General features: G+C 65.9%; 20 protein-coding genes. 15 read left to right on the forward strand and 5 right to left on the reverse strand.

The window, feature by feature from the left end:
- Nucleotides 1-60: 60 nt before the first annotated feature.
- The 6 genes from alr to tsaD all read left to right on the forward strand — a co-directional run bounded on the left by alr (nucleotide 61) and on the right by tsaD (nucleotide 5,118).
- A complete protein-coding gene (gene alr / locus ASH04_RS19035; protein ID WP_082519333.1) occupies nucleotides 61-1,263 on the forward strand; it encodes an alanine racemase in 1,203 nt (400 codons plus the stop codon).
- A 3-nt stretch (nucleotides 1,264-1,266) separates the two neighbouring features.
- Nucleotides 1,267-2,280, forward strand: coding sequence for an alpha/beta fold hydrolase (locus ASH04_RS19040; protein WP_027496355.1), 1,014 nt, complete (start codon nucleotides 1,267-1,269; stop codon nucleotides 2,278-2,280).
- Complete coding sequence (tsaE, locus tag ASH04_RS19045; protein WP_057474248.1) at nucleotides 2,273-2,800, forward strand: tRNA (adenosine(37)-N6)-threonylcarbamoyltransferase complex ATPase subunit type 1 TsaE; 528 nt, start codon at nucleotides 2,273-2,275, stop codon at nucleotides 2,798-2,800. Before ASH04_RS19040 ends, tsaE begins: the two co-directional genes overlap by 8 nt.
- Before the next feature lie 124 nt (nucleotides 2,801-2,924).
- Nucleotides 2,925-3,599, forward strand: coding sequence for a tRNA (adenosine(37)-N6)-threonylcarbamoyltransferase complex dimerization subunit type 1 TsaB (tsaB, locus tag ASH04_RS19050; protein WP_057474305.1), 675 nt, complete (start codon nucleotides 2,925-2,927; stop codon nucleotides 3,597-3,599).
- Entirely contained in the window at nucleotides 3,596-4,084 is a 489-nt protein-coding gene (gene rimI, locus ASH04_RS19055) for a ribosomal protein S18-alanine N-acetyltransferase (protein WP_027496358.1), read from the forward strand. The genes tsaB and rimI overlap by 4 nt, the downstream gene beginning before the upstream one ends.
- Complete coding sequence (tsaD, locus tag ASH04_RS19060; RefSeq protein WP_057474249.1) at nucleotides 4,081-5,118, forward strand: tRNA (adenosine(37)-N6)-threonylcarbamoyltransferase complex transferase subunit TsaD; 1,038 nt, start codon at nucleotides 4,081-4,083, stop codon at nucleotides 5,116-5,118. Before rimI ends, tsaD begins: the two co-directional genes overlap by 4 nt.
- Here the strand turns inward: tsaD and ASH04_RS19065 are convergent.
- Nucleotides 5,103-6,788, reverse strand: a complete 1,686-nt coding sequence (locus tag ASH04_RS19065) for an Hsp70 family protein (protein ID WP_057474250.1) — start codon at nucleotides 6,786-6,788, stop codon at nucleotides 5,103-5,105. The genes tsaD and ASH04_RS19065 overlap by 16 nt on opposite strands.
- Nucleotides 6,789-7,310: 522 nt before the next feature.
- Here ASH04_RS19065 and groES point away from each other — a divergent pair.
- Nucleotides 7,311-7,610 carry a co-chaperone GroES gene (gene groES, locus ASH04_RS19070; RefSeq protein ID WP_008718149.1) on the forward strand — a complete coding sequence of 100 codons (300 nt, stop codon included), beginning with the start codon at nucleotides 7,311-7,313 and terminating at the stop codon, nucleotides 7,608-7,610.
- 98 nt (nucleotides 7,611-7,708) lie between these two features.
- Nucleotides 7,709-9,322: a chaperonin GroEL gene (gene groL, locus ASH04_RS19075; RefSeq protein ID WP_032408017.1), complete on the forward strand. Its 1,614-nt coding sequence runs from the start codon at nucleotides 7,709-7,711 to the stop codon at nucleotides 9,320-9,322.
- Between the two features lie 79 nt (nucleotides 9,323-9,401).
- On the opposite strand, the gene ASH04_RS19080 is transcribed toward groL, so the two are convergent.
- The gene (locus tag ASH04_RS19080) at nucleotides 9,402-9,695 is read right to left on the reverse strand and encodes a WhiB family transcriptional regulator (protein ID WP_027496361.1); all 294 of its coding nucleotides are present in this window, start codon (nucleotides 9,693-9,695) and stop codon (nucleotides 9,402-9,404) included.
- 687 nt (nucleotides 9,696-10,382) lie between these two features.
- Here ASH04_RS19080 and ASH04_RS19090 point away from each other — a divergent pair.
- The 3 genes from ASH04_RS19090 (at nucleotide 10,383) to ASH04_RS19100 (ending at nucleotide 12,948) form a co-directional block, all read left to right on the forward strand.
- Nucleotides 10,383-11,225, forward strand: coding sequence for a hypothetical protein (locus tag ASH04_RS19090; RefSeq protein ID WP_156394603.1), 843 nt, complete (start codon nucleotides 10,383-10,385; stop codon nucleotides 11,223-11,225).
- Nucleotides 11,226-11,360: 135 nt separating this feature from the next.
- The gene (locus ASH04_RS19095) at nucleotides 11,361-11,939 is read left to right on the forward strand and encodes a sigma-70 family RNA polymerase sigma factor (RefSeq protein ID WP_027496363.1); all 579 of its coding nucleotides are present in this window, start codon (nucleotides 11,361-11,363) and stop codon (nucleotides 11,937-11,939) included.
- Nucleotides 11,932-12,948 carry an anti-sigma-D factor RsdA gene (locus tag ASH04_RS19100; protein ID WP_051365104.1) on the forward strand — a complete coding sequence of 339 codons (1,017 nt, stop codon included), beginning with the start codon at nucleotides 11,932-11,934 and terminating at the stop codon, nucleotides 12,946-12,948. The genes ASH04_RS19095 and ASH04_RS19100 overlap by 8 nt, the downstream gene beginning before the upstream one ends.
- Before the next feature lie 79 nt (nucleotides 12,949-13,027).
- Here the strand turns inward: ASH04_RS19100 and ASH04_RS19105 are convergent, their stop codons facing one another.
- The gene (locus tag ASH04_RS19105; protein ID WP_027496364.1) at nucleotides 13,028-13,432 is read right to left on the reverse strand and encodes a DUF5319 domain-containing protein; all 405 of its coding nucleotides are present in this window, start codon (nucleotides 13,430-13,432) and stop codon (nucleotides 13,028-13,030) included.
- Between the two features lie 300 nt (nucleotides 13,433-13,732).
- On the opposite strand from ASH04_RS19105, the gene guaB reads away from it, so the two are divergent.
- From guaB to guaA, 4 genes are all read left to right on the forward strand, one after another.
- On the forward strand, nucleotides 13,733-15,256 hold the full coding sequence (guaB, locus tag ASH04_RS19115) for an IMP dehydrogenase (protein ID WP_032365609.1): 1,524 nt from the start codon (nucleotides 13,733-13,735) through the stop codon (nucleotides 15,254-15,256).
- Between the two features lie 54 nt (nucleotides 15,257-15,310).
- On the forward strand, nucleotides 15,311-16,450 hold the full coding sequence (locus ASH04_RS19120) for a GuaB3 family IMP dehydrogenase-related protein (protein WP_027496367.1): 1,140 nt from the start codon (nucleotides 15,311-15,313) through the stop codon (nucleotides 16,448-16,450).
- Nucleotides 16,451-16,638: 188 nt separating this feature from the next.
- Entirely contained in the window at nucleotides 16,639-18,393 is a 1,755-nt protein-coding gene (locus ASH04_RS19125) for an FAD-dependent oxidoreductase (RefSeq protein WP_032365607.1), read from the forward strand.
- A gap of 50 nt (nucleotides 18,394-18,443) precedes the next feature.
- Nucleotides 18,444-20,033 (forward strand): glutamine-hydrolyzing GMP synthase, encoded by a 1,590-nt coding sequence (gene guaA / locus ASH04_RS19130; protein ID WP_032365606.1) that lies wholly within the window; start codon nucleotides 18,444-18,446, stop codon nucleotides 20,031-20,033.
- A 5-nt stretch (nucleotides 20,034-20,038) separates the two neighbouring features.
- Here the strand turns inward: guaA and ASH04_RS19135 are convergent, their stop codons facing one another.
- Together ASH04_RS19135 and ASH04_RS19140 are read right to left on the reverse strand one after the other, a co-directional pair.
- On the reverse strand, nucleotides 20,039-20,296 hold the full coding sequence (locus ASH04_RS19135; RefSeq protein WP_027496370.1) for a hypothetical protein: 258 nt from the start codon (nucleotides 20,294-20,296) through the stop codon (nucleotides 20,039-20,041).
- A complete protein-coding gene (locus tag ASH04_RS19140; protein ID WP_057474306.1) occupies nucleotides 20,293-21,675 on the reverse strand; it encodes a PspC domain-containing protein in 1,383 nt (460 codons plus the stop codon). The genes ASH04_RS19135 and ASH04_RS19140 overlap by 4 nt, the downstream gene beginning before the upstream one ends.
- Nucleotides 21,676-21,788: the final 113 nt, after the last annotated feature.

Raw genomic sequence — 21,788 nt, forward strand, 5'->3', positions numbered from 1 at the left:
CGGCCGACCTGCCGGTGTGTCATGAGTTGTGCCACCTGATCCGTGGTGTGTGCGGCAGGGATGGCACTATCGAATGTTGTGACTATCGGTAACGGCGACGTGGAGACCGATCCGCGGACGGATTCGGGTGCTCTGGCAACCGTCGATCTCGATGCCGTGGCCCACAATGTCCGGGTTCTGCAGGAAGTCGCAGGCGACGCCGCCGTGATGGCCGTCCTGAAATCCGACGCCTACAACCATGGGGCAGGCCCCGTGGCACACGCTGCCGTCGCGGCCGGCGTGCACGAATTCGGGGTCACGACGATCGGCGAGGCCCTGCAACTGCGCGCAGCCGGAGTCACCGTGCCGGTGCTGGCGTGGCTGCACCGGGCCGATTCGGACTTCGGTGCTGCGATCGCCGAGAACATCGCAGTCGGGGTCTCCACGGCCGGCCAGCTGAACTCGGTGATCGCCGCAGCCAGGCGGACCGGTCTCACCGCCGACCTCTCGCTCAAGATCGATACCGGCCTCAATCGCAACGGCGTTGCGCGGGCGGACCTCGACGTCGTCCTGGATGCCACCGCGTCCGCCGTCGCCGAGGGGTCCGTGCGATTGACGGGGATGTTCTCGCATCTCGCCTGTGCCGACGAACCGAATCACCCGGCCAACGACGCCCAGGCAGAGCGGCTCCGCGACGCGGTTGCCCGCGCCGGCCGGCGCGGTATCTCGCCGGCCGTCGTGCATCTGTCCAACTCGGCGGCAACGCTGACCAGGCCGGACCTCGGTTTCGACATGGTGCGTCCGGGTATTGCGCTGTACGGCCTGTCGCCGGTGCCCGATATGGGAGATTTCGGCTTGCGTCCAGTCATGACATTGTCCGCGCAGGTGGCCCACATCAAGAAGGTGAACCGAGGTGAATCGGTGTCGTACGGATACACCTGGACAGCTCCGACCGACACGGTGGTCGCACTGGTGGCGCTGGGTTACGCCGACGGGGTCGTGCGCCGACTCAGCGGTCGTTTCGAGGTGACCATCGACGGTCGTCGTTACCCGTCGGTGGGGCGCGTGTGCATGGACCAATTCGTCGTCGATCTCGGCGGCGACAGCTCGGGTGTCGCCATCGGCGACGAGGCGATACTGTTCGGGCCGGGGGACAGCGGAGAGCCGCACGCTCAGGATTGGGCGGATGCGCTCGACACCATCGGCTACGAGGTCGTCACCGGCGTTCGTGGACGTGTTCGACGTCGTTTCGTCGGCACGCGCTCAGGGGAGGCGACGAAGTAGGCCATGCTGGGATTGCTGGAGAGTCTTGCGATAGTGGTGCGGGAGACGGCGTTTCGATCCAACAAGGATCCGCTGGCGACCGAGAATCTCGACCTGATGGACGCCGATCGAGGCAGTATCGTCACGGCGGACGACGGTGTTCCGCTGGCGGTCCGTGAGGTGGGGCCGGCGGATGCACAACTGACCGTCGTGTTCGTGCACGGATACTGCCTGCGCATGTCGTCGTGGCATTTCCAACGACGTGCGCTCGAACAGCAGTGGGGTTCGAGCGTGCGCATGGTGTTCTACGACCAGCGCGGTCACGGCCGCTCCGGGGTGCCCAGTGCAAGCAGTTGCACCATCGGTCAGCTCGGCCTCGACCTCGACGCGGTCATCCGTTCGGTCGTGCCCAAGGGACGCATCGTTCTGGTCGGGCACTCGATGGGCGGCATGTCGATTCTCTCCATGGCGCGACAGCGGTCGTCCGTCGTCCGGCAGCGAGTGATCGGTGCCGTGCTGATCTCCACTACGGCTGCCGGCCTCGCACAGACGGGAGTCGGCCGCAGCCTGCAGAATCCGGCAGTCGATGCTTTTCGACTGGCTGTACGCACGTCACCCGGCCTGGTGCAATTCGGGCGAGGAGCGGTGCGCGCCATCATTTCACCGGTGCTGCGCGCGGCCTCGTACGGAACGCGGGTGTCTCCTCGGCTGGTGGCATTCTCGCAGTCGATGATCGACGACACCTCCGTTGTCACCATCGTGAATTTTCTCGAGACCCTCGAACTGCACGACGAGTCGGCGGCTCTGGCGGAATTCGAGAACATTCCGGTGTCGGTGGTGTGCGGCGACGAGGACTGGATCATTCCCTTCGCAAGTTCGGAGGCACTCACCGACGCTCTGCCGAAATCGGAGATGGTGCGGGTGCGTCAAGGTGGGCACCTGGTGCAGTTGGAGTTCCCCGAACAGGTCAACGGTGCGATCCTTCGCCTGGTGGCGCGAGCATCGGAGCCCAAGAAGAAGCGGTGGGGCGTTGTCTGATTCCGAGAGTCCACCGAACTCCCGGCTCGACCTGCCCGTCGAGGCCGAACTGGCGACGGCGACGGACACGGCCGAGTTCGGTGTTCGGCTCGCGGACATTCTGGTCGCCGGCGATCTCGTCGTACTCGACGGTCCGCTCGGTGCAGGGAAGACCGCGATGACCAAGGGGATCGCGGCGGGTCTCGGGGTGCACGGTCGCGTCACCTCACCGACGTTCGTCATCGCCCGCGAGCATCGACCAGGCGTGCGCCCCAACGGTTTACCGCCTGTCGCCCTCGTGCACGTCGACGCCTACCGTCTGGGTATGACGGGACAGTCCGCGTTCGACGAGCTGGACGCGTTGGACCTCGATACCGATCTCGAGCACGCCGTCGTAGTCGTCGAGTGGGGCGAGGGCGTGGTGGAAACCCTGACGGATCAGCATGTCTCCGTGCGCTTGTCACGCGATCCGGAATCGGACGTCCGAAGGGTGAGTGCTCGCCGGGTAAATGGCGATGCGCTCGGCCGCCTACCCGAGTGAGCACCGAAGCCCGGCGCGCCCGTAACGGCACTCGACGAAGCGTGCGATGCGGGTATCCCGGGTTCGTGGTTCCGCGGCTACGGGAGTGCTGGGTGCGACCACCGGGCGGGTAGCCTTGATCCTCGTGCTCGTACTTGCCGTGGACACCTCGACCCCTGCCGTCACCGCAGGTGTGGTGCGGTTGTCCGACTCCGCTGCCGACGGGGCCGATGTCACCACCGTCGCCACCCGCATCAAGGTCGACGCGCGATCGCACGCCGAGGTTCTGACTCCCCACATCCTCGAGTGCCTGGCCGAGGCCGGCATCGTGGCTACCGATCTGGCGGCCGTCGTCGTGGGAGTGGGCCCCGGTCCGTACACCGGCCTGCGGGTGGGGATGGCGACCGCGGCCGCATTCGGTGATGCGCTCGGACTGCCGGTCCACGGTGTCTGCAGTCTCGACGCGATCGCGGCTGACGTCGACGAATCCGGATCGCTGTTGGTGGTCACGGACGCACGTCGTCGTGAAATCTATTGGGCACGTTACGAAGCCGGGGTTCGGGTAGCGGGCCCCGACGTGATCGCTCCGGCCGAACTGGAGCACGGAGGCGTCGACGCTGTCGCCGGTTCCGCGCCGCATGCCGCACTGTTCGGGTTGCCGGTGCGTGACGTGCAGGCCCCGTCGCCGGCAGGGTTGGTTCGGGTCGCTGCCACCGACATCGGCAGCGGGGTGCCACCGGGACCGCTCGTTCCGCTCTATCTGCGGCGCCCGGACGCGAAGACACTCGCCGAACGGGCTGCGGAGAAGGCCGCTCGATGACGGTGACGATCGAACCGATGACGGTGCACGACTGCGCACGATGCGCGTATCTCGAGACGGTGCTCTTCGAGGGTGACGACCCGTGGTCGGCAGACGCGTTCGTCGCGGAACTGGCTGCGCCGCACAATCATTACGTCACGGCGAAGGAGGCCGGCGAGATCGTCGGTTATGCGGGAATCTCTCTGCTGGGGCAACCGAGCCGCGGCGCATTCGTCGCCGGTGAGGCCGAGGTGCACACCATCGGTGTCGATCCCGCGCACCATCGCCGGGGGATCGGCGGACGACTGTTGAGCGAATTGTTGCGCGTCGCCGACGATCACGGTGGGCCGGTGTTTCTCGAGGTGCGCACCGACAACGACCCGGCCATCGAGTTGTACCGACGTGAAGGGTTCGAGATCGTGGGTACCAGGGCGAAGTACTACCAGCCCAGCGGAGCCGATGCGTTCACCATGCGTCGGCCGGAGAAGACGGAGGCTGCCCGATGATCGTCATGGGTATCGAAAGCTCCTGCGACGAAACAGGAGTCGGCATCGTTCGCTGGCGCGACTCGGGTGTGTGCGAGTTGCTGGCCGACGAGGTGGCATCCAGTGTCGACGAGCACGCCCGGTACGGCGGGGTGGTGCCCGAGGTGGCGTCGAGGGCCCACCTCGAGGCCATGGTTCCGACGATGCGCCGCGCTCTCGCCGCCGCCGACATCGATCGTCCCGACGCGGTCGCAGTGACCATCGGACCAGGACTGGCCGGCGCCTTGCTGGTCGGAGTTGCCGCTGCCAAGGCCTACGCAGCGGCGTGGGACGTCCCCTTCTACGCCGTCAATCATCTGGGCGGCCACGTCGCGGTTGACACCCTCGAGCACGGTCCGATGCCGTCGTGCGTGGCACTTCTGGTCTCCGGTGGCCATACTCATCTGTTGCACGTCGACGATCTGTCCAGGCCCATCGCGGAACTGGGTACCACTGTCGACGACGCGGCCGGTGAGGCGTTCGACAAGGTGGCCCGCCTGCTCGGTCTGGGCTACCCGGGCGGTCCGGCGCTCGACGATGCGGCGCGCGAGGGCGATCCGACTGCAATTGCTTTTCCCCGCGGAATGACCGGCCCACGGGACGCTCGCTACGACTTCTCGTTTTCGGGGGTCAAGACGGCCGTCGCCCGCTTCGTCGAGGCCCGTCAGCGGGCCGGAGATCCGATTCCGGTCGCCGACATCGCGGCGTCGTTCCAGGAGTCCGTTGCGGATGTGTTGACGATGAAGGCGGTTCGCGCCGCGACCGACGTGAACGTCGATACCGTCGTTCTCGGTGGAGGTGCAACGGCCAACTCGCGGATCCGCTCGTTGATCGAATCACGGTGCGCCGACAACGGTTTGACGCTGAGAATTCCGAAGCCGCGGCTGTGTACCGACAACGGTGTCATGATTGCCGCCCTCGGTGCTCACCTGGTTGCCGGGGGCGCGGCACCGTCGGCTCTGACAGCGGTGACGGACCCCGGCCTGTCGGTCGCGACCAGTCAGGTTCCCGGCTGAGCGTCCTGAGGGGGCTCGGAGGTTCGCGGCGCTGCCGTGTCCGGTGACGTCCGGGGTTCGACGCTCTGACCGGACACAGCAGGTGGTGGTGACCAGACCGTCGGCGGAGCGGTCAATTCCGGAGTGGGATCCGAGCCACGGACGACCGTCGTGGGAACGGTGATCGATCCGGTCGGTACTTCCGAGCTCTCCGGAACCGACCCTGCCGAGGGTCGAGGTGTCGGTCCTGGACTGAGCTCGATCGGGCCGGACGGCGCGGTGGGTTCGGAGGTCTCACCCGGGGCCGGGGTCGGCTCGACGGGCGAGCTGGTGGTCGGCGCGGGCGTCGTCGTGGGCTCGGGCGAGACCGGCGTCGACGGCTCGACGGTGACGCTGGTGCCCGCGTCGGGCGACGACGACTCCGGTGCCGGATCCATGGGCCAGTCGATCCGCGGGAGGTCGGGAGCAGGTCGCAGCGTCGGCGTGGTGGTCGGTGCGGAGGACGCGGGGAGTCGGGACGTCGGACGCGAGGAATCGGCTGTGGTCGCTGCGGGGCCGATCGGGTCAGCCGAGTAACGGGTCGAAGTCGGCGTATCGCTCGGCGAGTAGCCCTCGGCTGCGGGTCGTCCTACGTCCCCGGCTGCGACGGGTTCGGTGGCGCTACCGGCAGGGGACACGCTGGGGTCGTCTGCCGGGGTCATCGTCTGCAGCCCGTAGGCGAGGACCAGCCCGCCTGCGACGACGGCCGCCGCGATCGCACCCGAGTAGCGACCCATCCGGCCCGCAGTCCGGCGTGCGGCCGAGACCAGGGGGTAATCGTTGTCGGTCACCGATGCGGCGACGACGGCCGCGCCCACGGCGAGCACGGCGTCCGGCTCGGGGAGACGAATGATGCGTGCATGGAACGTGTCGGTCAGAGACGTGGCCAGCAGCGGGATGTGGGCGCCGCCGCCGATCAGCACGATGGCCTCGGGTTCGTGGGTGCTTTCGTCGAACACGCTGCGCACGAACTGCGCTGCCTCGTCGAAAAGTGGCGATGCAGCGGTCTCGAATGCAGCGCGGCTCACGGTGAGCGGTGCACCGCTGTAGCGCTCGATGCGTGCTTCGTTCTCGTGTGAGAGCAGTTCTTTGATCGCCCGGTACCGCGCCGATCCGATTCCGCGGTCGTCGCGAATGTCGTCTCGCAGATTGTCGAGCGTCATGTTCTGAACGAGGTCCTTGACCAGTGCGTCGAGAACGACGCCGCCGATGGCCTCGGATCGGCCGTAGGACAGAACGACACCGTCGGTACGGCGGGCCACGGTCACCGACAGTCCACTGGCTCCCAGGTCCACCAGGGCGATGGTGTCGTACCCGTCGACCAGACCGGTGGTGGCCAGATGTGCCGACGCGGCGGCGGCTTCCGGAACGAGCCGAACGTCTCGCGTGGTGTGTGCGAGTGCAGCGCGGATGCGCGCCGCATGTTCTTCGGTTCGGAAGGTGACTGCGATGGAATCGGGCTGCCGGTCGCCGGGAACGAGGGACGCCATCAGCTCGACCGCGGACGTCACGAGATCACCGACATCGATCTTCGCCTGGCGATCCGCGGAGACGGTGCGGTATTCGACTGCGTGGCTGCCGTCGGATTCGACGGTGACCAGGGCTGCGCACACGCCCTCGGATCCGGTGGATACACCGACTCCTACCCGCATGGTGTACCTCCGCCCCGTTGTCCGTGTGCGGGAACCGTTCGGTTCCCGCCGATGTCGTGCAGTGCCTCTTATCTGTCGAGTCGTGGCACGGCTGTCGATCGTTATCGTTCGGACAGCTCCGTTATCGTAACGTTACCGATCCCGTTGCGCGACCGTAATAATCTGCTCGGTCGGTTACTTCGTAGGCTCGGGTGCGGCCTCACCTGCATCTTCGGCAGTGTCGTGGCGTCGAGAAAAAAGTGTGGAAATCCCCGTGTCGCGTGCCGAGGCGACCGGTGCGGGTCGGGTGGAAGTGCGATCCGGCCGAGTCGGTCGCCCGAACGCACGCCTGGCGAACCCAGCCCTTGAGTGCTGGCACTCTCGTGTATAGAGTGCTAGTTGGCACCGAGCGAAGTCCCGGCACCCGCGACGACGGGACCGAGTTTCGTGCCGAGTTTGTCAGGACCGCACGAGAAGTACTTACACACAGCTGTCCGGGGATCCGACCCCGGACGCGTACCCCATAACTTTGGAGGGCTCAACGTGGCGAGCGTGAAAATCAAGCCGCTCGAGGACAAGATCCTCGTCCAGGCCAACGAGGCCGAGACGACGACCGCCTCCGGTCTGGTCATCCCCGACACAGCCAAGGAGAAGCCCCAGGAGGGCACCGTCGTCGCCGTTGGCGAAGGCCGTGTCACCGAGAAGGGCAACCGAATCCCGGTCGACGTCAAAGAAGGTGACACCGTCATCTACAGCAAGTACGGCGGCACCGAGATCAAGTACGCCGGCGAGGAGTACCTGATTCTGTCGGCACGCGACGTGCTGGCAGTCATCGCCAAGTAGGCCACAACGCATCCCGCCCCGGAATCCGATTTCAGTGTCGGTCCCGGGGCGGAGTGCGTTCGATCGAGTTTCTTTACTCGAAGGAGTAACACCGAAACATGGCAAAGCAAATCCAATTCAACGAGGAAGCGCGCCGCTCTCTCGAGCGCGGCGTCGACAAGCTCGCCGACGCAGTCAAGGTCACTCTCGGACCGCGTGGTCGCCACGTCGTCCTCTCCAAGGCCTTCGGTGGCCCCACGGTCACCAACGACGGTGTGTCGATCGCTCGTGAAATCGACCTGGAAGATCCGTTCGAGAACCTCGGTGCCCAGTTGGTCAAGAGCGTCGCCACCAAGACGAACGACGTCGCAGGCGACGGCACCACCACGGCGACTGTTCTCGCACAGGCTCTCGTCCGCGGCGGACTGAAGAACATCGCCGCCGGAGCCAACCCCATCGCGCTGGGCACCGGCATCTCCAAGGCAGCCGACAAGGTTGCCGAGGCACTGCTCGCCGCCGCCACCCCGGTCGAGGGCAAGCAGGCCATCGCTCAGGTTGCCACCGTGTCCTCGCGGGATCCCGAGATCGGCGAACTCGTCGGTGAGGCGCTCACTCGCGTCGGTGCAGACGGCGTCGTCACCGTCGAGGAGTCCTCGACGCTGCTCACCGAGCTGTCGGTCACCGAGGGCGTCCAGTTCGACAAGGGCTACCTCTCGCCGTACTTCGTCACCGACGTCGACACGCAGGAAGCTGTGCTCGAGGACGCCTACGTCCTGCTGTACCGCGAGAAGATCACCTCGCTTCCCGACTTCCTTCCGCTGTTGGAGAAGGTTGCCGAGAGCGGCAAGCCGTTGCTGATCATCGCCGAGGACACCGAGGGTGAGGTTCTGTCGACTCTGGTCGTGAACTCCATCCGCAAGACGATCAAGGCCGTTGCCGTCAAGGCTCCGTTCTTCGGCGACCGTCGCAAGGCGTTCCTCGACGACCTCGCAGTCGTCACCGCAGGCCAGGTCATCACTGCAGATGTCGGCCTGAGCCTGAAGGAAGCCGGCCTCGAGCTGCTCGGCCGGGCGCGTCGCGTCGTCGTCACCAAGGACGAGACGACCATCGTCGACGGTGCCGGCTCGCAGGACGACATCGATGCCCGCGTCGGCCAGCTTCGTCGCGAGATCGAGAACACCGACTCCGAGTGGGATCGTGAAAAGCTCGAAGAGCGGCTCGCGAAGCTCTCCGGCGGCATCGCCGTCATCAAGGTCGGTGCCGCAACCGAGACCGAGCTCAAGGAACGCAAGTTCCGCGTCGACGATGCAGTTGCAGCGGCCAAGGCTGCGGTGGAAGAAGGCATCGTTCCCGGCGGTGGCTCTGCTCTGACTCAGGCCGCGTTGTCGCTGGCCGACGATCTGGGCCTGACCGGTGACGAAGCCACCGGCGTCGCAGTGGTGCGCACTGCTCTGAACGCACCGCTGTTCTGGATCGCCACCAACGCCGGCATCGACGGTTCCGTCGTCGTCAGCAAGGTGGCCGAGTTGCCGAAGGGCCACGGTTTCAACGCCGCGACCCTGACGTACGGCGACCTGCTGGCCGACGGCGTGGTGGATCCGGTGAAGGTGACCCGATCTGCCGTGGTCAACGCCGCATCCGTCGCGCGCATGATCCTGACGACGGAAAGCTCCATCGTCGAGAAGCCCGAAGAGGAATCCGAGGCCGCAGCCGGCCACGGACACGCTCACTGATTTTCGGGTAGTACGACGAAGCCCCCAACCCGAACGGGTTGGGGGCTTCGTCGTGTGTGCAGCTGTGAATGTCGTGTGCTCAGACCGCGATGCGACGGCGGTTGTGCCGGGCGTGCAATTCGCGCTCCGTCTCGGACATCCCTCCCCAGATGCCGTACGGCTCGCTGACGTTGAGTGCGTGGGTGCGGCATTGAGCGAGTACCGGACAGCTGCGGCACATCTCTTTGGCGCGCATCTCTCGCTGTGCTCGCGCCCGACCCCGCTCGCCGTCGGGGTGGAAGAACATGGACGAATCGACGCCACGGCACAGGCCGTGCATCTGCCAATCCCAAATATCGGCGTTCGGCCCAGGGAGGTGATTCGGCTGCGGCATGGAAACTCCTAGGGTGGTGTGGCTTCGACGGATTCGTGATCCGAACAGCGACAACGTTATGTGGGTCGACGAAATCGAGTCAATAGAGCTCGATCGTGGGCAAATGCATAGCAGGAGGGCGAAGAATTAACACGCTCGATATTTACTTCGAGCCGCTCGCATGTGTGCGCTTCCGGTTGAGAAATCGGCCGAGTCGGGAGACGATGCTCATGGCACGACGCGGCGCAGGATCGACGGTGACGTGTCGGCGCGAGCCGGTGTCGCTCCGAATTCCACCGCGCGTTTCTCGAAGACCCGCAGCTCGAAGGTGTTGTCGCAGAGCGTCGAGCAGTGGCGGGCCGGGTTCGGCCTCGACGCACGAGCGGCCGAGCGGATCGAGCGAGGAGTCGGTCGTTGTTGCCGAACGATTCCGATCGGCGGTGTCGAATGTGCCCGACGCATTCTTGTCCGGCTCTGATAAACGACCCGCCGTTTAACCCATTCGCCACACAGCGTTCAGACAACTGTTTCCGAAACAACACCTATTCACATTGTTAATTCTGTGAAAACTGCAGCGGCGTCCCGAAAGGTCGTCGTGAATGCGACAGCTATCCGGCGCGACATTCGCATTCGTGCGTTGCGGTGTCCGGCGTTCTCGGTCGGCCGACTCGCGTGCCTGCGGTCCGGCTGTGGCCATACCCTGACGTCGTGCACAGTGTTTCGAAGTCCTCGCCCGTCACCGGAGAGTCCGACTGCATCGGGCTCGAGCTGAAAAAGGCGGCGTTCGGAGCAGACCCCGGTCGAACCGACCTTCCGGCGGCCACCGATGCGCGGCAGAGTTGGTGCCGCGGCGTCGCACTGGCCGGCCAGGGTCGGTACAACGCCGCCCGGGTCGAGCTCCGGCGGTTCCGGCCGACGTCGCAGGCGCTCGAGTCCCTGTACGAGTCGACCAGGGCGTCATGGCTACGCCAGGTCGGTCGGCACCGGCTCGCCCGCGGGTTCGACGGGAGGGCGGTGTTCCTGATCGGGCTCACCGGCGAGGCGCGAACGACGGACGCGGTGGAGGCGCGCAGTGATGCGCTGGTCGGATTGGCGGCGGATGCACTGGGGACCGGCCGATTCGGGTTCGCGGATGCGTTCCTGGCGCGCAACGCAGAGCTGCTCTCGGTGCGTGGCGGGTCGGATCTGTGGCGTCCGGCGCTGCGCGCGCACTGGGTGGCAGCCGAGCTGGCAATGATGCGTGGGGACGGCTCGGGAGCGCTCCGACACGCCGAGTCTGCTCGCGCACTTGCCGACGACACCGATTCGTTACGGCATCGCATCAAAACCGATCTGGTGATGGCCGCTGCCCTGAGCTGCGCCGGTGCGACCGAGCGCGCACGTGCAGGAGCCGTCGACGTGGCCTGCGCTGCGGCGATGCACGGTTTACTGCCCCTGCGCTGGGCCGCGACGATGCTGTGCGAAGGAACCGGGGGAGCGGATCCGAATATGGTTCCGGCGCGCGACCTGGGAGCCGCACTCGAACGACTGGGTGGATCCGCGGTCGGTTGACCTGGACCGTAGCCGCACACGGACCGAGCGGTTCGATTGTGGGCCGTCGGTATCGCTATCCTTGGTTCGTTCCACCACCACGTGGAAGCGCTCCCAGGCGGGTGCGTACCTGTAACGCGGGGAAATTTGTCGACGATGAACAGTGCGGGTGAGGAGTTGGACTCTTTCGTCGTTGCCGCAGCGCAAGGCGATCGACTGGCTCTGTCCCGGGTCTTGGAATTCATCCGACCACTCGTCGTCCGGTATTGCCGGGCTCGAGTCGGTTCGGCTGAGCGTGGTCAGCTTTCGGCCGACGACGTGGCGCAGGAGGTCTGTTTGGCAGTCATGACCGCCTTGCCGCGTTACCAGGATCAAGGTCGTCCGTTCATGGCATTCGTGTACGGCATCGCGGCGCACAAGGTCGCAGATGCTCATCGCAGTGCCTCGCGTAACAAATCGGACCCGGCCGCCGAAGTACCAGATGTCGTGTCGACAGAACACGGTCCGGAGCAGCGAGCTCTGGAATCCGAGTCGAGTCGTCAGATGACTGCACTACTGGACACCTTGCCCGCTAAGCACCGCGAGATTCTGGTGCTCCGACTCATCGTCGGATTGTCGGCCGAGGAGACGGCAGCTGCGGTCGGCAGCACTGCAGGCGCTATCCGCGTGGCTCAGCACCGAGCTATCGCAAAATTGAAGAACGAAGTTGTGAGAGCAGGTGAAATGTATGGCTAGGGACAATGGTCACGGTGGCCCCGGTGAGACCCCGCGTCGCGGAATCTCGCGTATCGGAGAGCACGTGACACCCACTGGACCGAAGCAGAACGATCCCTATGCCGACATCGGCGCAGACGGTGGTCCCGTGGACCTCGTCGCCGTTCGTCGTGACGATGCCTTCATCGACGCGATCAGTGGTGACGGACCGATCGCAACCGATGATGCGGACGATTACCAACTCGCGCTCCTGCTCGCCAATTGGCGAGCGGACGTGATCACACCGTCCATGCCGGCCGGTCCTTCTCTCGACACCGTTGTTGCGGCCGTCGAGCGCGAGAAGGTGGCAGCCGACATGGCTCGATCCAGCGCGGCGAACCGCGGGGGCCGGATGCGTCTGTTGCGTCCGCTCGCCGGTGCCGCCGCCGCGATCGCAGTCGTGTTGGGCGGTCTGGTGGTCATCTCGTACAACTCGACGCCCGAGGATCCGCTGTGGAGCGTCAAGTCGGTCGTGTTCTCCGAGCAGGCCGATTCGACTGTCGCGCAGATAGATACGACATCGAAGCTGCAGGAGGCGGAGAACCTTCTGTCGTCCGGCGATGCCGACGCTGCCCGCGCTCTTCTCGACAACGCATCGAACCGCAGTTCCGCGGTCATCGACGATGCTCAGCGAGCCGAACTCGACCAGTGGCTGGCCCGTTTGCTGCAGGAGTTGCAGGCCATGACGGTGCCGCCCGTGGTACCTCCGATGGGTGTGGCCCCGGCAGCCCCGTTGTCGGTGCCCAGCCAAGCAACTCTGGTTCCGACGGCTCCGGTGGAGACGGTTGCACCGGAATCCACCGCGGTTCCGAGCACGCCGAATCCGGAAACGACGACACCGGTCAGCCCGCCCGTCACCACGAGTCCGAGTCCGACGACCACCGACGTCACGCCGACGGTGCTCGACAACCCGAATCAGCCGACGGCCACTGCCAGTGGCAGTTCGCCCGAGAACGGCGACCGCATGTCGGTTCCGTCCGGCGGAAGCTGAGCGACAGGCCCTGTTCGACGACGCAGACGAAGAAGCCCGACACGATGATCGTGTCGGGCTTCTTCGTTTGTCTGGGGTCTCAGCTCTCGAAACCGTCTCCGTGCAGAGCGTCGTTCATGGATGCATCGGCGAAACCGCGGCAGTAGTCCCAGGTGACGTACGCGTCGGGCACCGGGTCGTAGGCCGGCTCGTGCGGACGCACGGTGCCGTCGACCAGGAGCTGCAACAGATTGGCTCGCAGCATGTCCCAGTCGTGGTAGTGGTCCTGCTGGCAGTCCTCGCAGCACACGACGAGTCCACGAATACCGCGGTGGCCCAGGAGTGCCTCGTAGACAGCGAGGTCAGCCAGGTCCTCTTCCACGGCCAGTCGTTCTTGGGGATCAAGAGGCTGGCCGGGCTCGATTGCATCGAGGGCGGCCGACGGGTCGGCTGGGTCTCCGGCGAACGGATCCGGGGGTAGACCGGGAGGCAGTTGATCGCGCACGCCTCCACGGTACGCAGAACTGGTGGGTCTGCGCCAGCCGTTCGACCGCGACATGCCGGACGATCCGTACCGCCGACCCCCGTACGGTCTGCGATTCGGTGCCTCCGAGCGTCCGCAGCGGGAGGCGTGCGCACTGATTGTGCCGCAGGCCGATACCATGGTTCACGGCGCTGAACAGATGAGTGCAAGTGCCGAAACTCCATCCGTTCTCCAACACCGCACCGCGGTGCGCCTGCGAGCTCTCACCGGCCGCATGCCGCGCCCACGATGCAACCAGGCTCTAGGGAGGGCCAGATTCGTATGAGTAGTCCCGGAGCCCACGTCCGCACAGGCGGCGACGATCCCAACAAGGTCGCGATGCTCGGCCTCACGTTCGACGACGTCCTGCTGCTGCCGGCCGCTTCGGATCTGATCCCCAGCGCCGTGGACACGTCCAGTCAGATCACCCGTGAGATCAGATTGCGAGTTCCGCTGGTCAGTTCTGCGATGGATACCGTCACCGAAGCGCGGATGGCCATTGCGATGGCACGTGCAGGCGGCATGGGTGTGCTGCACCGCAATCTCTCGCTGCACGATCAGGCGTCTCAGGTCGAGACCGTCAAGCGCTCGGAGGCCGGGATGGTCACCGACCCGGTCACCTGCAAGCCCACCGACTCGCTGGCCGAGGTCGACGCGATGTGCGCGCGCTTCCGTATTTCGGGGCTCCCGGTCACCGACGAGACCGGTGCGCTGGTCGGCATCATCACCAACCGCGACATGCGGTTCGAGGTGGATCAGAACCGTCGCGTCGCCGACGTCATGACGAAAGCTCCGTTGATCACCGCGCAGGAGGGGGTCACCGCCGAAGCGGCCCTCGGCCTACTGCGTCGCCACAAGATCGAGAAGCTACCGATCGTCGACGGCAAGGGCGCACTCACCGGCCTGATCACGGTGAAGGACTTCGTCAAGACCGAGCAGCACCCCGACGCCACCAAGGACCGTGACGGTCGTCTGCTGGTCGGCGCGGCAGTGGGCGTCGGGCAGGATGCGTGGGCCAGGTCGATGGCACTGACCGATGCCGGTGTCGACGTCATCATCGTCGACACCGCGCACGGCCATAATTCCCAGGTCCTCGAGATGGTCAGCAAGCTCAAAGCAGAGGTGGGCGAGCGCGTTCAGGTCGTCGGCGGAAACGTCGCCACCCGCGCGGGCGCACTCGCCCTCGTCGAGGCCGGTGCCGATGCGGTGAAGGTGGGCGTCGGACCCGGATCGATCTGCACCACCCGCGTGGTCGCCGGCGTCGGCGCTCCGCAGATCACCGCCATCCTCGAAGCCGTGGCCGCGTGCAAGCCGCACGGTGTGCCGGTCATCGCCGACGGCGGTATGCAGTTCTCCGGTGACATCGCCAAAGCACTCGCCGCAGGCGCGTCGACCGCGATGCTCGGATCGTTGCTGGCCGGCACCGCCGAGTCTCCGGGTGAGCTGATCCTGGTCGGTGGCAAGCAGTTCAAGAGCTACCGCGGAATGGGCTCGCTCGGTGCGATGCAGGGACGCGGGGGAGCGAAGTCGTTCTCGAAGGACCGCTACTTCCAGGACGACGTGTTGGCCGAGGACAAGCTGGTTCCCGAGGGGATCGAGGGACGCGTCCCGTACCGGGGTCCGTTGAACCAGGTCATCCATCAGCTCACCGGTGGGTTGCGCGCTGCCATGGGGTACACCGGGTCGACGTCCATCGAGCACCTGCAGCAGGCTCAGTTCGTGCAGATCACCGCGGCCGGTCTCAAGGAGAGTCACCCGCACGACATCACGATGACCGCTGAGGCTCCGAACTACACCACCCGATAGTCGTGTCGGCCCGTGTGGCCGATCGATTCGCTCTCGAAGTAGAAAGGTGCGCGCGTGCGCGACCTCGTTGAAATCGGCATGGGCAGAGAAGCCCGTCGCACCTACCAGCTGGACGACGTCGATATCGTGCCGTCTCGGCGCACCCGGTCGTCCAAGGAGGTGTCGACTGCCTGGCAGCTCGATGCCTACCGGTTCGACATCCCGGTGCTCGCCCATCCGACCGATGCGTTGGTCTCGCCTGCGTTCGCCATCGAGCTCGGTAAGCAAGGCGGGCTCGGGGTGATCAACGGCGAAGGGCTGTGGGCGCGGCACGCCGACGTGCAGGCCAAGCTCGACCAGTTGATCCACATCGCCGAGACCGATCTCGATCCCGACGCGCCGATCGCATTCCTGCAGGAACTGCACGCTGCGCCGTTGCAGCCCGATCTGTTGGCCGCCGCAGTGGGCCAGGTGCGTGATGCAGGCGTCACTGTCGCTGTACGAGTGAGCCCGCAGAACGCCCGTGCTCTGACGCCTGCGCTGATCGCATCGGGTCTGGATCTGCTGGTCATCCAGGGCACGATCATCTCCGCCGAGCACGTTGCGCACGGCGACGACGAGCCGCTCAACCTCAAGACGTTCATCGCAGAGCTCGACGTCCCCGTCATCGCCGGCGGCGTCAGCGATCACCGGACCGCGTTGCACCTGATGCGCACGGGTGCGGCCGGCGTCATCGTGGGCTACGGCTCCGTCGAAGGCGGCACCACCACCGGTGAAGTTCTCGGCATCGGTGTTCCGATGGCCACTGCGATCGCCGACGCGGCGGCCGCACGTCGGGACTACCTGGACGAGACCGGTGGACGCTACGTGCACGTCATCGCCGACGGTGACATCACCACGTCCGGCGCACTGGCGAAAGCCATCGCCTGCGGCGCGGATGCTGCGGTGCTCGGTGCGCCGTTGGCCGTGGCCGCCGAGGCTCCCGGTGGCGGCTGGTACTGGCCGTCCGCCGCGGCGCATCCGTCGATGCCGCGTGGCGCGTTGCTGCCGATGTCCGCGGGGGAGCGTCCGAGCCTCGATCAGGTGCTGCACGGACCGTCGCGTGAGTCGTACGGCTCGATCAACCTCGTCGGCGGATTGCGTCGCTCGATGGCGAAGTCGGGCTACTCCGATCTGAAGGAATTTCAGAAGGTCGGCCTGAACGTTCGGGCCTGACAGAAGCCCCATACGACAGGGCGCGCACTCGATCTTCGGGTGCGCGCCCTGTGTCGTTCGTCGGGCAGGCACCGGTAAGCCGACCCTCGGTTGGTGATACCTTCCGTAACAGCTAGAATCGCTTGTGGCGGTAGTCACACAGCGATGTGCATACTGTTCGACAGGTAACGGACGTAGCGGAGGTCACCATGGGTTCAGCTGGACGCGCAACGGATTACGACGTTCTCATCGTCGGTTCGGGCTTCGGTGGAAGCGTCACCGCGCTTCGGCTGGTGGAGAAGGGATACCGCGTCGGAATCCTGGAAGCCGGGCAGCGATTCGAGGACAAGGACTTCGCCAAGAACAGCTGGGATCTCAAGCGCTTCCTGTGGGCACCCAAGCTGGGTCTCTACGGCATCCAGCGGGTGCATCTGCTGCGCGACTGCCTGATCCTCGCCGGTGCAGGGGTCGGCGGCGGATCGCTGAACTACGCGAACACGCTGTACAAGCCGCAGGCACCGTTCTTCGAGGACAAGCAGTGGGCGCACATCACCGACTGGAGCAGTGAGCTCTCCCCGTTCTACGACCAGGCCACCCGCATGTTGGGTGTCGTGCGCAACCCGCACATGACCCCCGCCGACGAGGTGATGAAGTCGGTGGCCGAGGACATGGGCGTCGCCGACACGTTCATTCAGACACCGGTGGGCGTGTTCTTCGGAGACGAACCCGGTAAGACCGTCCCGGACCCGTACTTCGGTGGTGCCGGCCCCGAGCGCACGGGATGCATCGAATGCGGCGAGTGCATGACCGGGTGCCGCCACGGTGCCAAGAACACTCTGCTGAAGAACTACCTCGGGCTGGCCGAACGTGCCGGAGCCGAGATCGTGCCGATGACCACGGTCACCGGCCTGAATCCTCGGTCCGACGGCACCTGGGACGTCGACACCGAGCGCACCGGGGCGCGTCTGCGCAAGGGTCGCAAGACGTACAGCGCTGCCAATGTCGTGCTGGCAGCCGGCACGTGGGGCACGCAGAACCTCCTGCACAAGATGAAGGACACGGGCACGTTGCCGCGGTTGTCGGACACTCTCGGTGAGCTGACCCGCACCAACTCGGAGTCGATCGTCGGAGCCGCGAAGTTGGCGGTCGATCCGAACATGGATCTCACGCGCGGCGTCGCCATCACGTCCTCGTTCCACCCCAGCCCCAACACCCACATCGAACCGTGCCGCTACGGCAAGGGCTCCAACGCGATGGGCATGCTGCAGACCTTGATGACCGACGGCGGAGGAAAGATTCCGCGTTGGCTCAAGTTCGTCTTCGCGCTGATCGCGCATCCGATCCAGTTCGTCCGCGTCGTCAACGTCCGGCACTGGAGCGAGCGGACCATTATCGCACTGGTGATGCAGAACCTCGACAACTCGATCACCACGTTCACCAAGCGGGGCCCTTTCGGTCGCAAGATCTCGAGCCGCCAGGGACACGGTCAGCCCAACCCGACGTGGATTCCCGAGGGCAACGACGCCACTCGGCGCATCGCGAAGAAGATCGGCGGCGTCGCGGGTGGGACGTGGGGCGAGCTGTTCAACATCCCGCTCACCGCACACTTCCTCGGCGGGTGCGCTATCGCCGAGGACGCCCAGCACGGTGTCATCGACCCGTACCACCGCGTCCACGGCTACCCGACTCTCAGCGTGGTCGACGGTGCGGCAGTCTCGGCCAACCTCGGAGTCAACCCGTCGCTGACCATCAGCGCGCAGGCCGAGCGGTCGGCGGCTCTGTGGCCGAACAAGGGCGAGTCGGACCTGCGTCCGGCGCAGGGCCAGCCCTACCAGCGCCTCGATCCGATCGCTCCGAACTCCCCCGTCGTGCCCGTCGACGCACCCGGCGGCCTGCGGCTGCCGATCGTGCAGATCAGGTCCGGTTCGGCGGCCATGCCCGTCGAACATTCGGGTGTCGCGTGAGCGATTCGGGTGCTGCGAGTACACCGAAGCCGTCCCACTAGACTGACCAGGTGACCGACTCCTCTGCACACGATCCCGCACACGCACGGCCGGTTCTGGTCGTCGATTTCGGAGCCCAGTACGCACAGCTGATCGCCCGCCGGGTGCGCGAGGCCAGCGTGTACTCCGAGGTCATCTCGCACACCGCGACCGCCGAGGAGATCGCCGCCAAGGATCCCGTTGCTCTGGTGCTGTCCGGTGGGCCGTCCAGCGTCTACGCCGAGGGCGCACCCGAACTCGACTCCGCTCTGCTCGAACTGGGCGTCCCGGTATTCGGTATCTGCTACGGCTTCCAGGCCATGGCGCAGGCGCTCGGCGGAACCGTCGAGCACACCGGAACGCGTGAGTACGGGCGTACTCAGCTCAGCGTCGACGGCGGCCGCCTGCACGACGGTCTGCCTTCCACCCAGCCGGTCTGGATGAGTCACGGTGACGCGGTCACCGCTGCTCCCGACGGCTTCACCGTCACCGCGACCAGTGCCGGGGCTCCGGTTGCTGCCTTCGAGAACGAAGAGAAGCGGATGGCGGGTGTGCAGTACCACCCCGAGGTACTCCACTCGCCACACGGACAGCAGGTCCTGAGCCGATTCCTGCACGAGACCGCCGGAATCAAGCCGGACTGGACCGCCGCCAACATTGCCGACGCGCTGGTCGACGCCGTCCAGGAACAGGTCGGTCCGACGGGCAAGGCGATCTGCGGCCTGTCCGGTGGTGTCGATTCCGCGGTGGCCGCGGCCTTGGTGCAGCGTGCGATCGGTGATCGGCTCACCTGTGTCTTCGTCGACCACGGCTTGCTACGCGCAGGCGAACGCGAGCAGGTGCAGCAGGACTTCGTAGCCGCGACCGGTGCCAAGCTCGTCACCGTCGATGCCGTCGACACCTTCCTCGGGGCGCTCGAAGGCGTGTCGGACCCCGAGGAGAAGCGCAAGATCATCGGCCGCGAGTTCATTCGCAGTTTCGAGGGTGCCGTTGCCGAAGTGCTGGGGGAGAACGCCGAGCACGGTGATTCTGTCGAGTTCCTGGTGCAGGGCACCCTGTACCCGGACGTCGTGGAGTCCGGTGGCGGTTCGGGTACCGCGAACATCAAGAGCCATCACAACGTCGGCGGTCTGCCCGACGACCTGCAGTTCGCGTTGGTCGAGCCGTTGCGTGCGCTGTTCAAGGACGAGGTGCGCGCCGTCGGACGCGAGCTGGGCCTGCCCGAGGACATCGTCGGCAGACAGCCGTTCCCGGGACCGGGACTGGCCATTCGCATCGTCGGAGAGATCACCGCAGACCGACTGGCCACGTTGCGTCACGCGGATTCCATTGTTCGAGAAGAGCTTACGGTCGCAGGCCTGGATCAGCAGATCTGGCAGTGCCCGGTGGTGCTGTTGGCCGACGTGCGCAGCGTCGGCGTGCAGGGTGACGGTCGGACCTACGGACACCCCATCGTGTTGCGTCCGGTGTCGAGCGAGGATGCGATGACCGCGGACTGGACCCGGTTGCCGTACGACGTGCTGGAAACGATTTCGACTCGGGTGACCAACGAGGTTCCGGAGGTCAACCGAGTCGTACTCGACGTCACGAGCAAGCCGCCGGGCACCATCGAGTGGGAGTAGCGGGTTCAGTGCTTTCTGCTGGGACCCAGCAGTAAGGCCGCACCCACCACTACCGCAGCGATGACGAACACCCAGCGGAACTGAACCTCGGCCAGGGCGGTGACGGCGTCCTGGCCGATCAGCGCGGCGATCGCCACGATCAGCGCGGCGAGTCCGGCGAGGAACAACGGAGCCGACGGGCCCTGCCTGCTCGAACTCTGTGCCGCGGTGTCCGAAGAACTGTCTCCGTGGCCGTATTCGGTGTGAATCCCGTTGTCGCTCATTGCTGCACCACTTTCAGTTCTCCGAATGTCGCATCGCCTTCGATCGTCAAGACCGGCGCGTCGGGTCGTGCGTCCTTTCCGGCGCGGACGCCGGGATCACCGCACTCGGCCGAACCGAATTCGGCGTTGCATTTCGTCTCGATGCTCATCGTGCTCGGTACGGTCACCACAGCACTGCCGAACGTCACATCGATCGTCACCGTCTTGTTCTCGGTGAGCGTCAGGCCGGTGAGGTCGAGGTCCAGTTCACCGAAGCCGACGTCATAGGCGGGGGCAAGTGCGGCGGCGGTGGTCGGGGCAACCCGTTGCGCGCCCGACACACTGTCGTCCAGATTCACCGGCCCGACAACCGATGCCAGGATGACAAACCCGGCCAGCGGCGCGCCGACGACCAACAGGCCGTAGCCCTTTCGGAGAAATGCACCCAGGATCAGACCCACTGCGATGATCGACAACGCGACGGCACCGACGCGGCCCGGAGTGATCCAGTCGGAACCTGTCAGAGCTCCGAGTCCGGTGGTGACGGCAGCGCCGAGCAATGCTAGGCCGAGAAAGCTTGCCGTCCAACGCGATCGACGCTTACGTTCGATCGCTGCCGGTGGGAAGGTGCCGGCCGGTTCGGGGAGGTCCCACGCAAACGGTGCCACTCCCAACGGGTCCCACGACGGAGGTGTCACGGCCTGGGGTGTGGTCGGAACGGCAGTGGCAGAAATACTTTCGGCACGTGTGCTCTTGGTGAGGTCGACGGTCGGTGCACTACCGGATTCCGATACCGGCTGCGGTGTCGGCTCGTAGCTCTTGGGCAGCGTCGTGTACGGGGTGTACTGCTCGTACTGGAACTGCGGCGGCCGGTATTGCGCGGCGGACCACTGCTCCGCGGAGGTGGTGGACGAGCCGAAGGGCATCGGTGCGTACTGCTGCCGGGTGAATTCCGCTGTTCGCAGGTACGGCGGCGGCTCGGGGCAGCGCTGGTGAAGCAACCACAGTCCGCCGAGCATCGCCGCGAGAGAGATCACGCCGGATCCGCCGAGTCCCACACCGGCCGGACCGAGTGTCGACAGTGCGATCACCAACGCGACCGCCACGACGACGGTCTTGGTCGTCGAATCGGAGCTGTGCCCGCGGCCCACCATGGATTCGACCCCCGAGGCGGAGTCGCCGGCGCGGCTGAGGACCAGCCACGCCGCCAGGTACAGCACGATTCCGGTGCCGCCGAAGAGGGTGGACACGACGAATGCGACCCGGATCAGTACGGGGTCGACGTCGTATCGGTAGCCGATACCGGCTGCTACACCCGCCACGTGTCCGCGTTGCGGCAAGCGGTGCGGACGGGTGCGCCACATCTGCTGTAGCTGATCCGAGACGGTCACGTTGTTCATGATGACCATCGTGTCGGCTCCAACCTCGGAGCACATCAGGGATTCCCCTGATCTCGTACCCCGGACTTGCACCCGGGTCTGTTGCAAGGGCGAAAGATCAGGGCGAACCCTGA

Origin of the sequence: Rhodococcus sp. Leaf233, from assembly GCF_001426165.1 — a bacterium.
GTDB classification, from domain to species: Bacteria; Actinomycetota; Actinomycetes; order Mycobacteriales; family Mycobacteriaceae; genus Rhodococcoides; species Rhodococcoides fascians.

Excerpts from the sequence above, each read along its gene's own strand:
- rimI (WP_027496358.1), top strand. The coding sequence starts at position 3,596 with ATGACGGTGACGATCGAACCGATGACGGTGCACGACTGCGCACGATGC.
- ASH04_RS19140 (WP_057474306.1), bottom strand. The coding sequence starts at position 21,675 with ATGAACAACGTGACCGTCTCGGATCAGCTACAGCAGATGTGGCGCACC.
- groL (WP_032408017.1), top strand. The coding sequence starts at position 7,709 with ATGGCAAAGCAAATCCAATTCAACGAGGAAGCGCGCCGCTCTCTCGAG.
- ASH04_RS19065 (WP_057474250.1), bottom strand. The coding sequence starts at position 6,788 with ATGCGGGTAGGAGTCGGTGTATCCACCGGATCCGAGGGCGTGTGCGCA.
- ASH04_RS19100 (WP_051365104.1), top strand. The coding sequence starts at position 11,932 with ATGGCTAGGGACAATGGTCACGGTGGCCCCGGTGAGACCCCGCGTCGC.
- ASH04_RS19040 (WP_027496355.1), top strand. The coding sequence starts at position 1,267 with ATGCTGGGATTGCTGGAGAGTCTTGCGATAGTGGTGCGGGAGACGGCG.
- guaB (WP_032365609.1), top strand. The coding sequence starts at position 13,733 with ATGAGTAGTCCCGGAGCCCACGTCCGCACAGGCGGCGACGATCCCAAC.
- tsaD (WP_057474249.1), top strand. The coding sequence starts at position 4,081 with ATGATCGTCATGGGTATCGAAAGCTCCTGCGACGAAACAGGAGTCGGC.
- ASH04_RS19080 (WP_027496361.1), bottom strand. The coding sequence starts at position 9,695 with ATGCCGCAGCCGAATCACCTCCCTGGGCCGAACGCCGATATTTGGGAT.
- ASH04_RS19135 (WP_027496370.1), bottom strand. The coding sequence starts at position 20,296 with ATGAGCGACAACGGGATTCACACCGAATACGGCCACGGAGACAGTTCT.
- ASH04_RS19125 (WP_032365607.1), top strand. The coding sequence starts at position 16,639 with ATGGGTTCAGCTGGACGCGCAACGGATTACGACGTTCTCATCGTCGGT.
- alr (WP_082519333.1), top strand. The coding sequence starts at position 61 with ATGGCACTATCGAATGTTGTGACTATCGGTAACGGCGACGTGGAGACC.
- ASH04_RS19095 (WP_027496363.1), top strand. The coding sequence starts at position 11,361 with ATGAACAGTGCGGGTGAGGAGTTGGACTCTTTCGTCGTTGCCGCAGCG.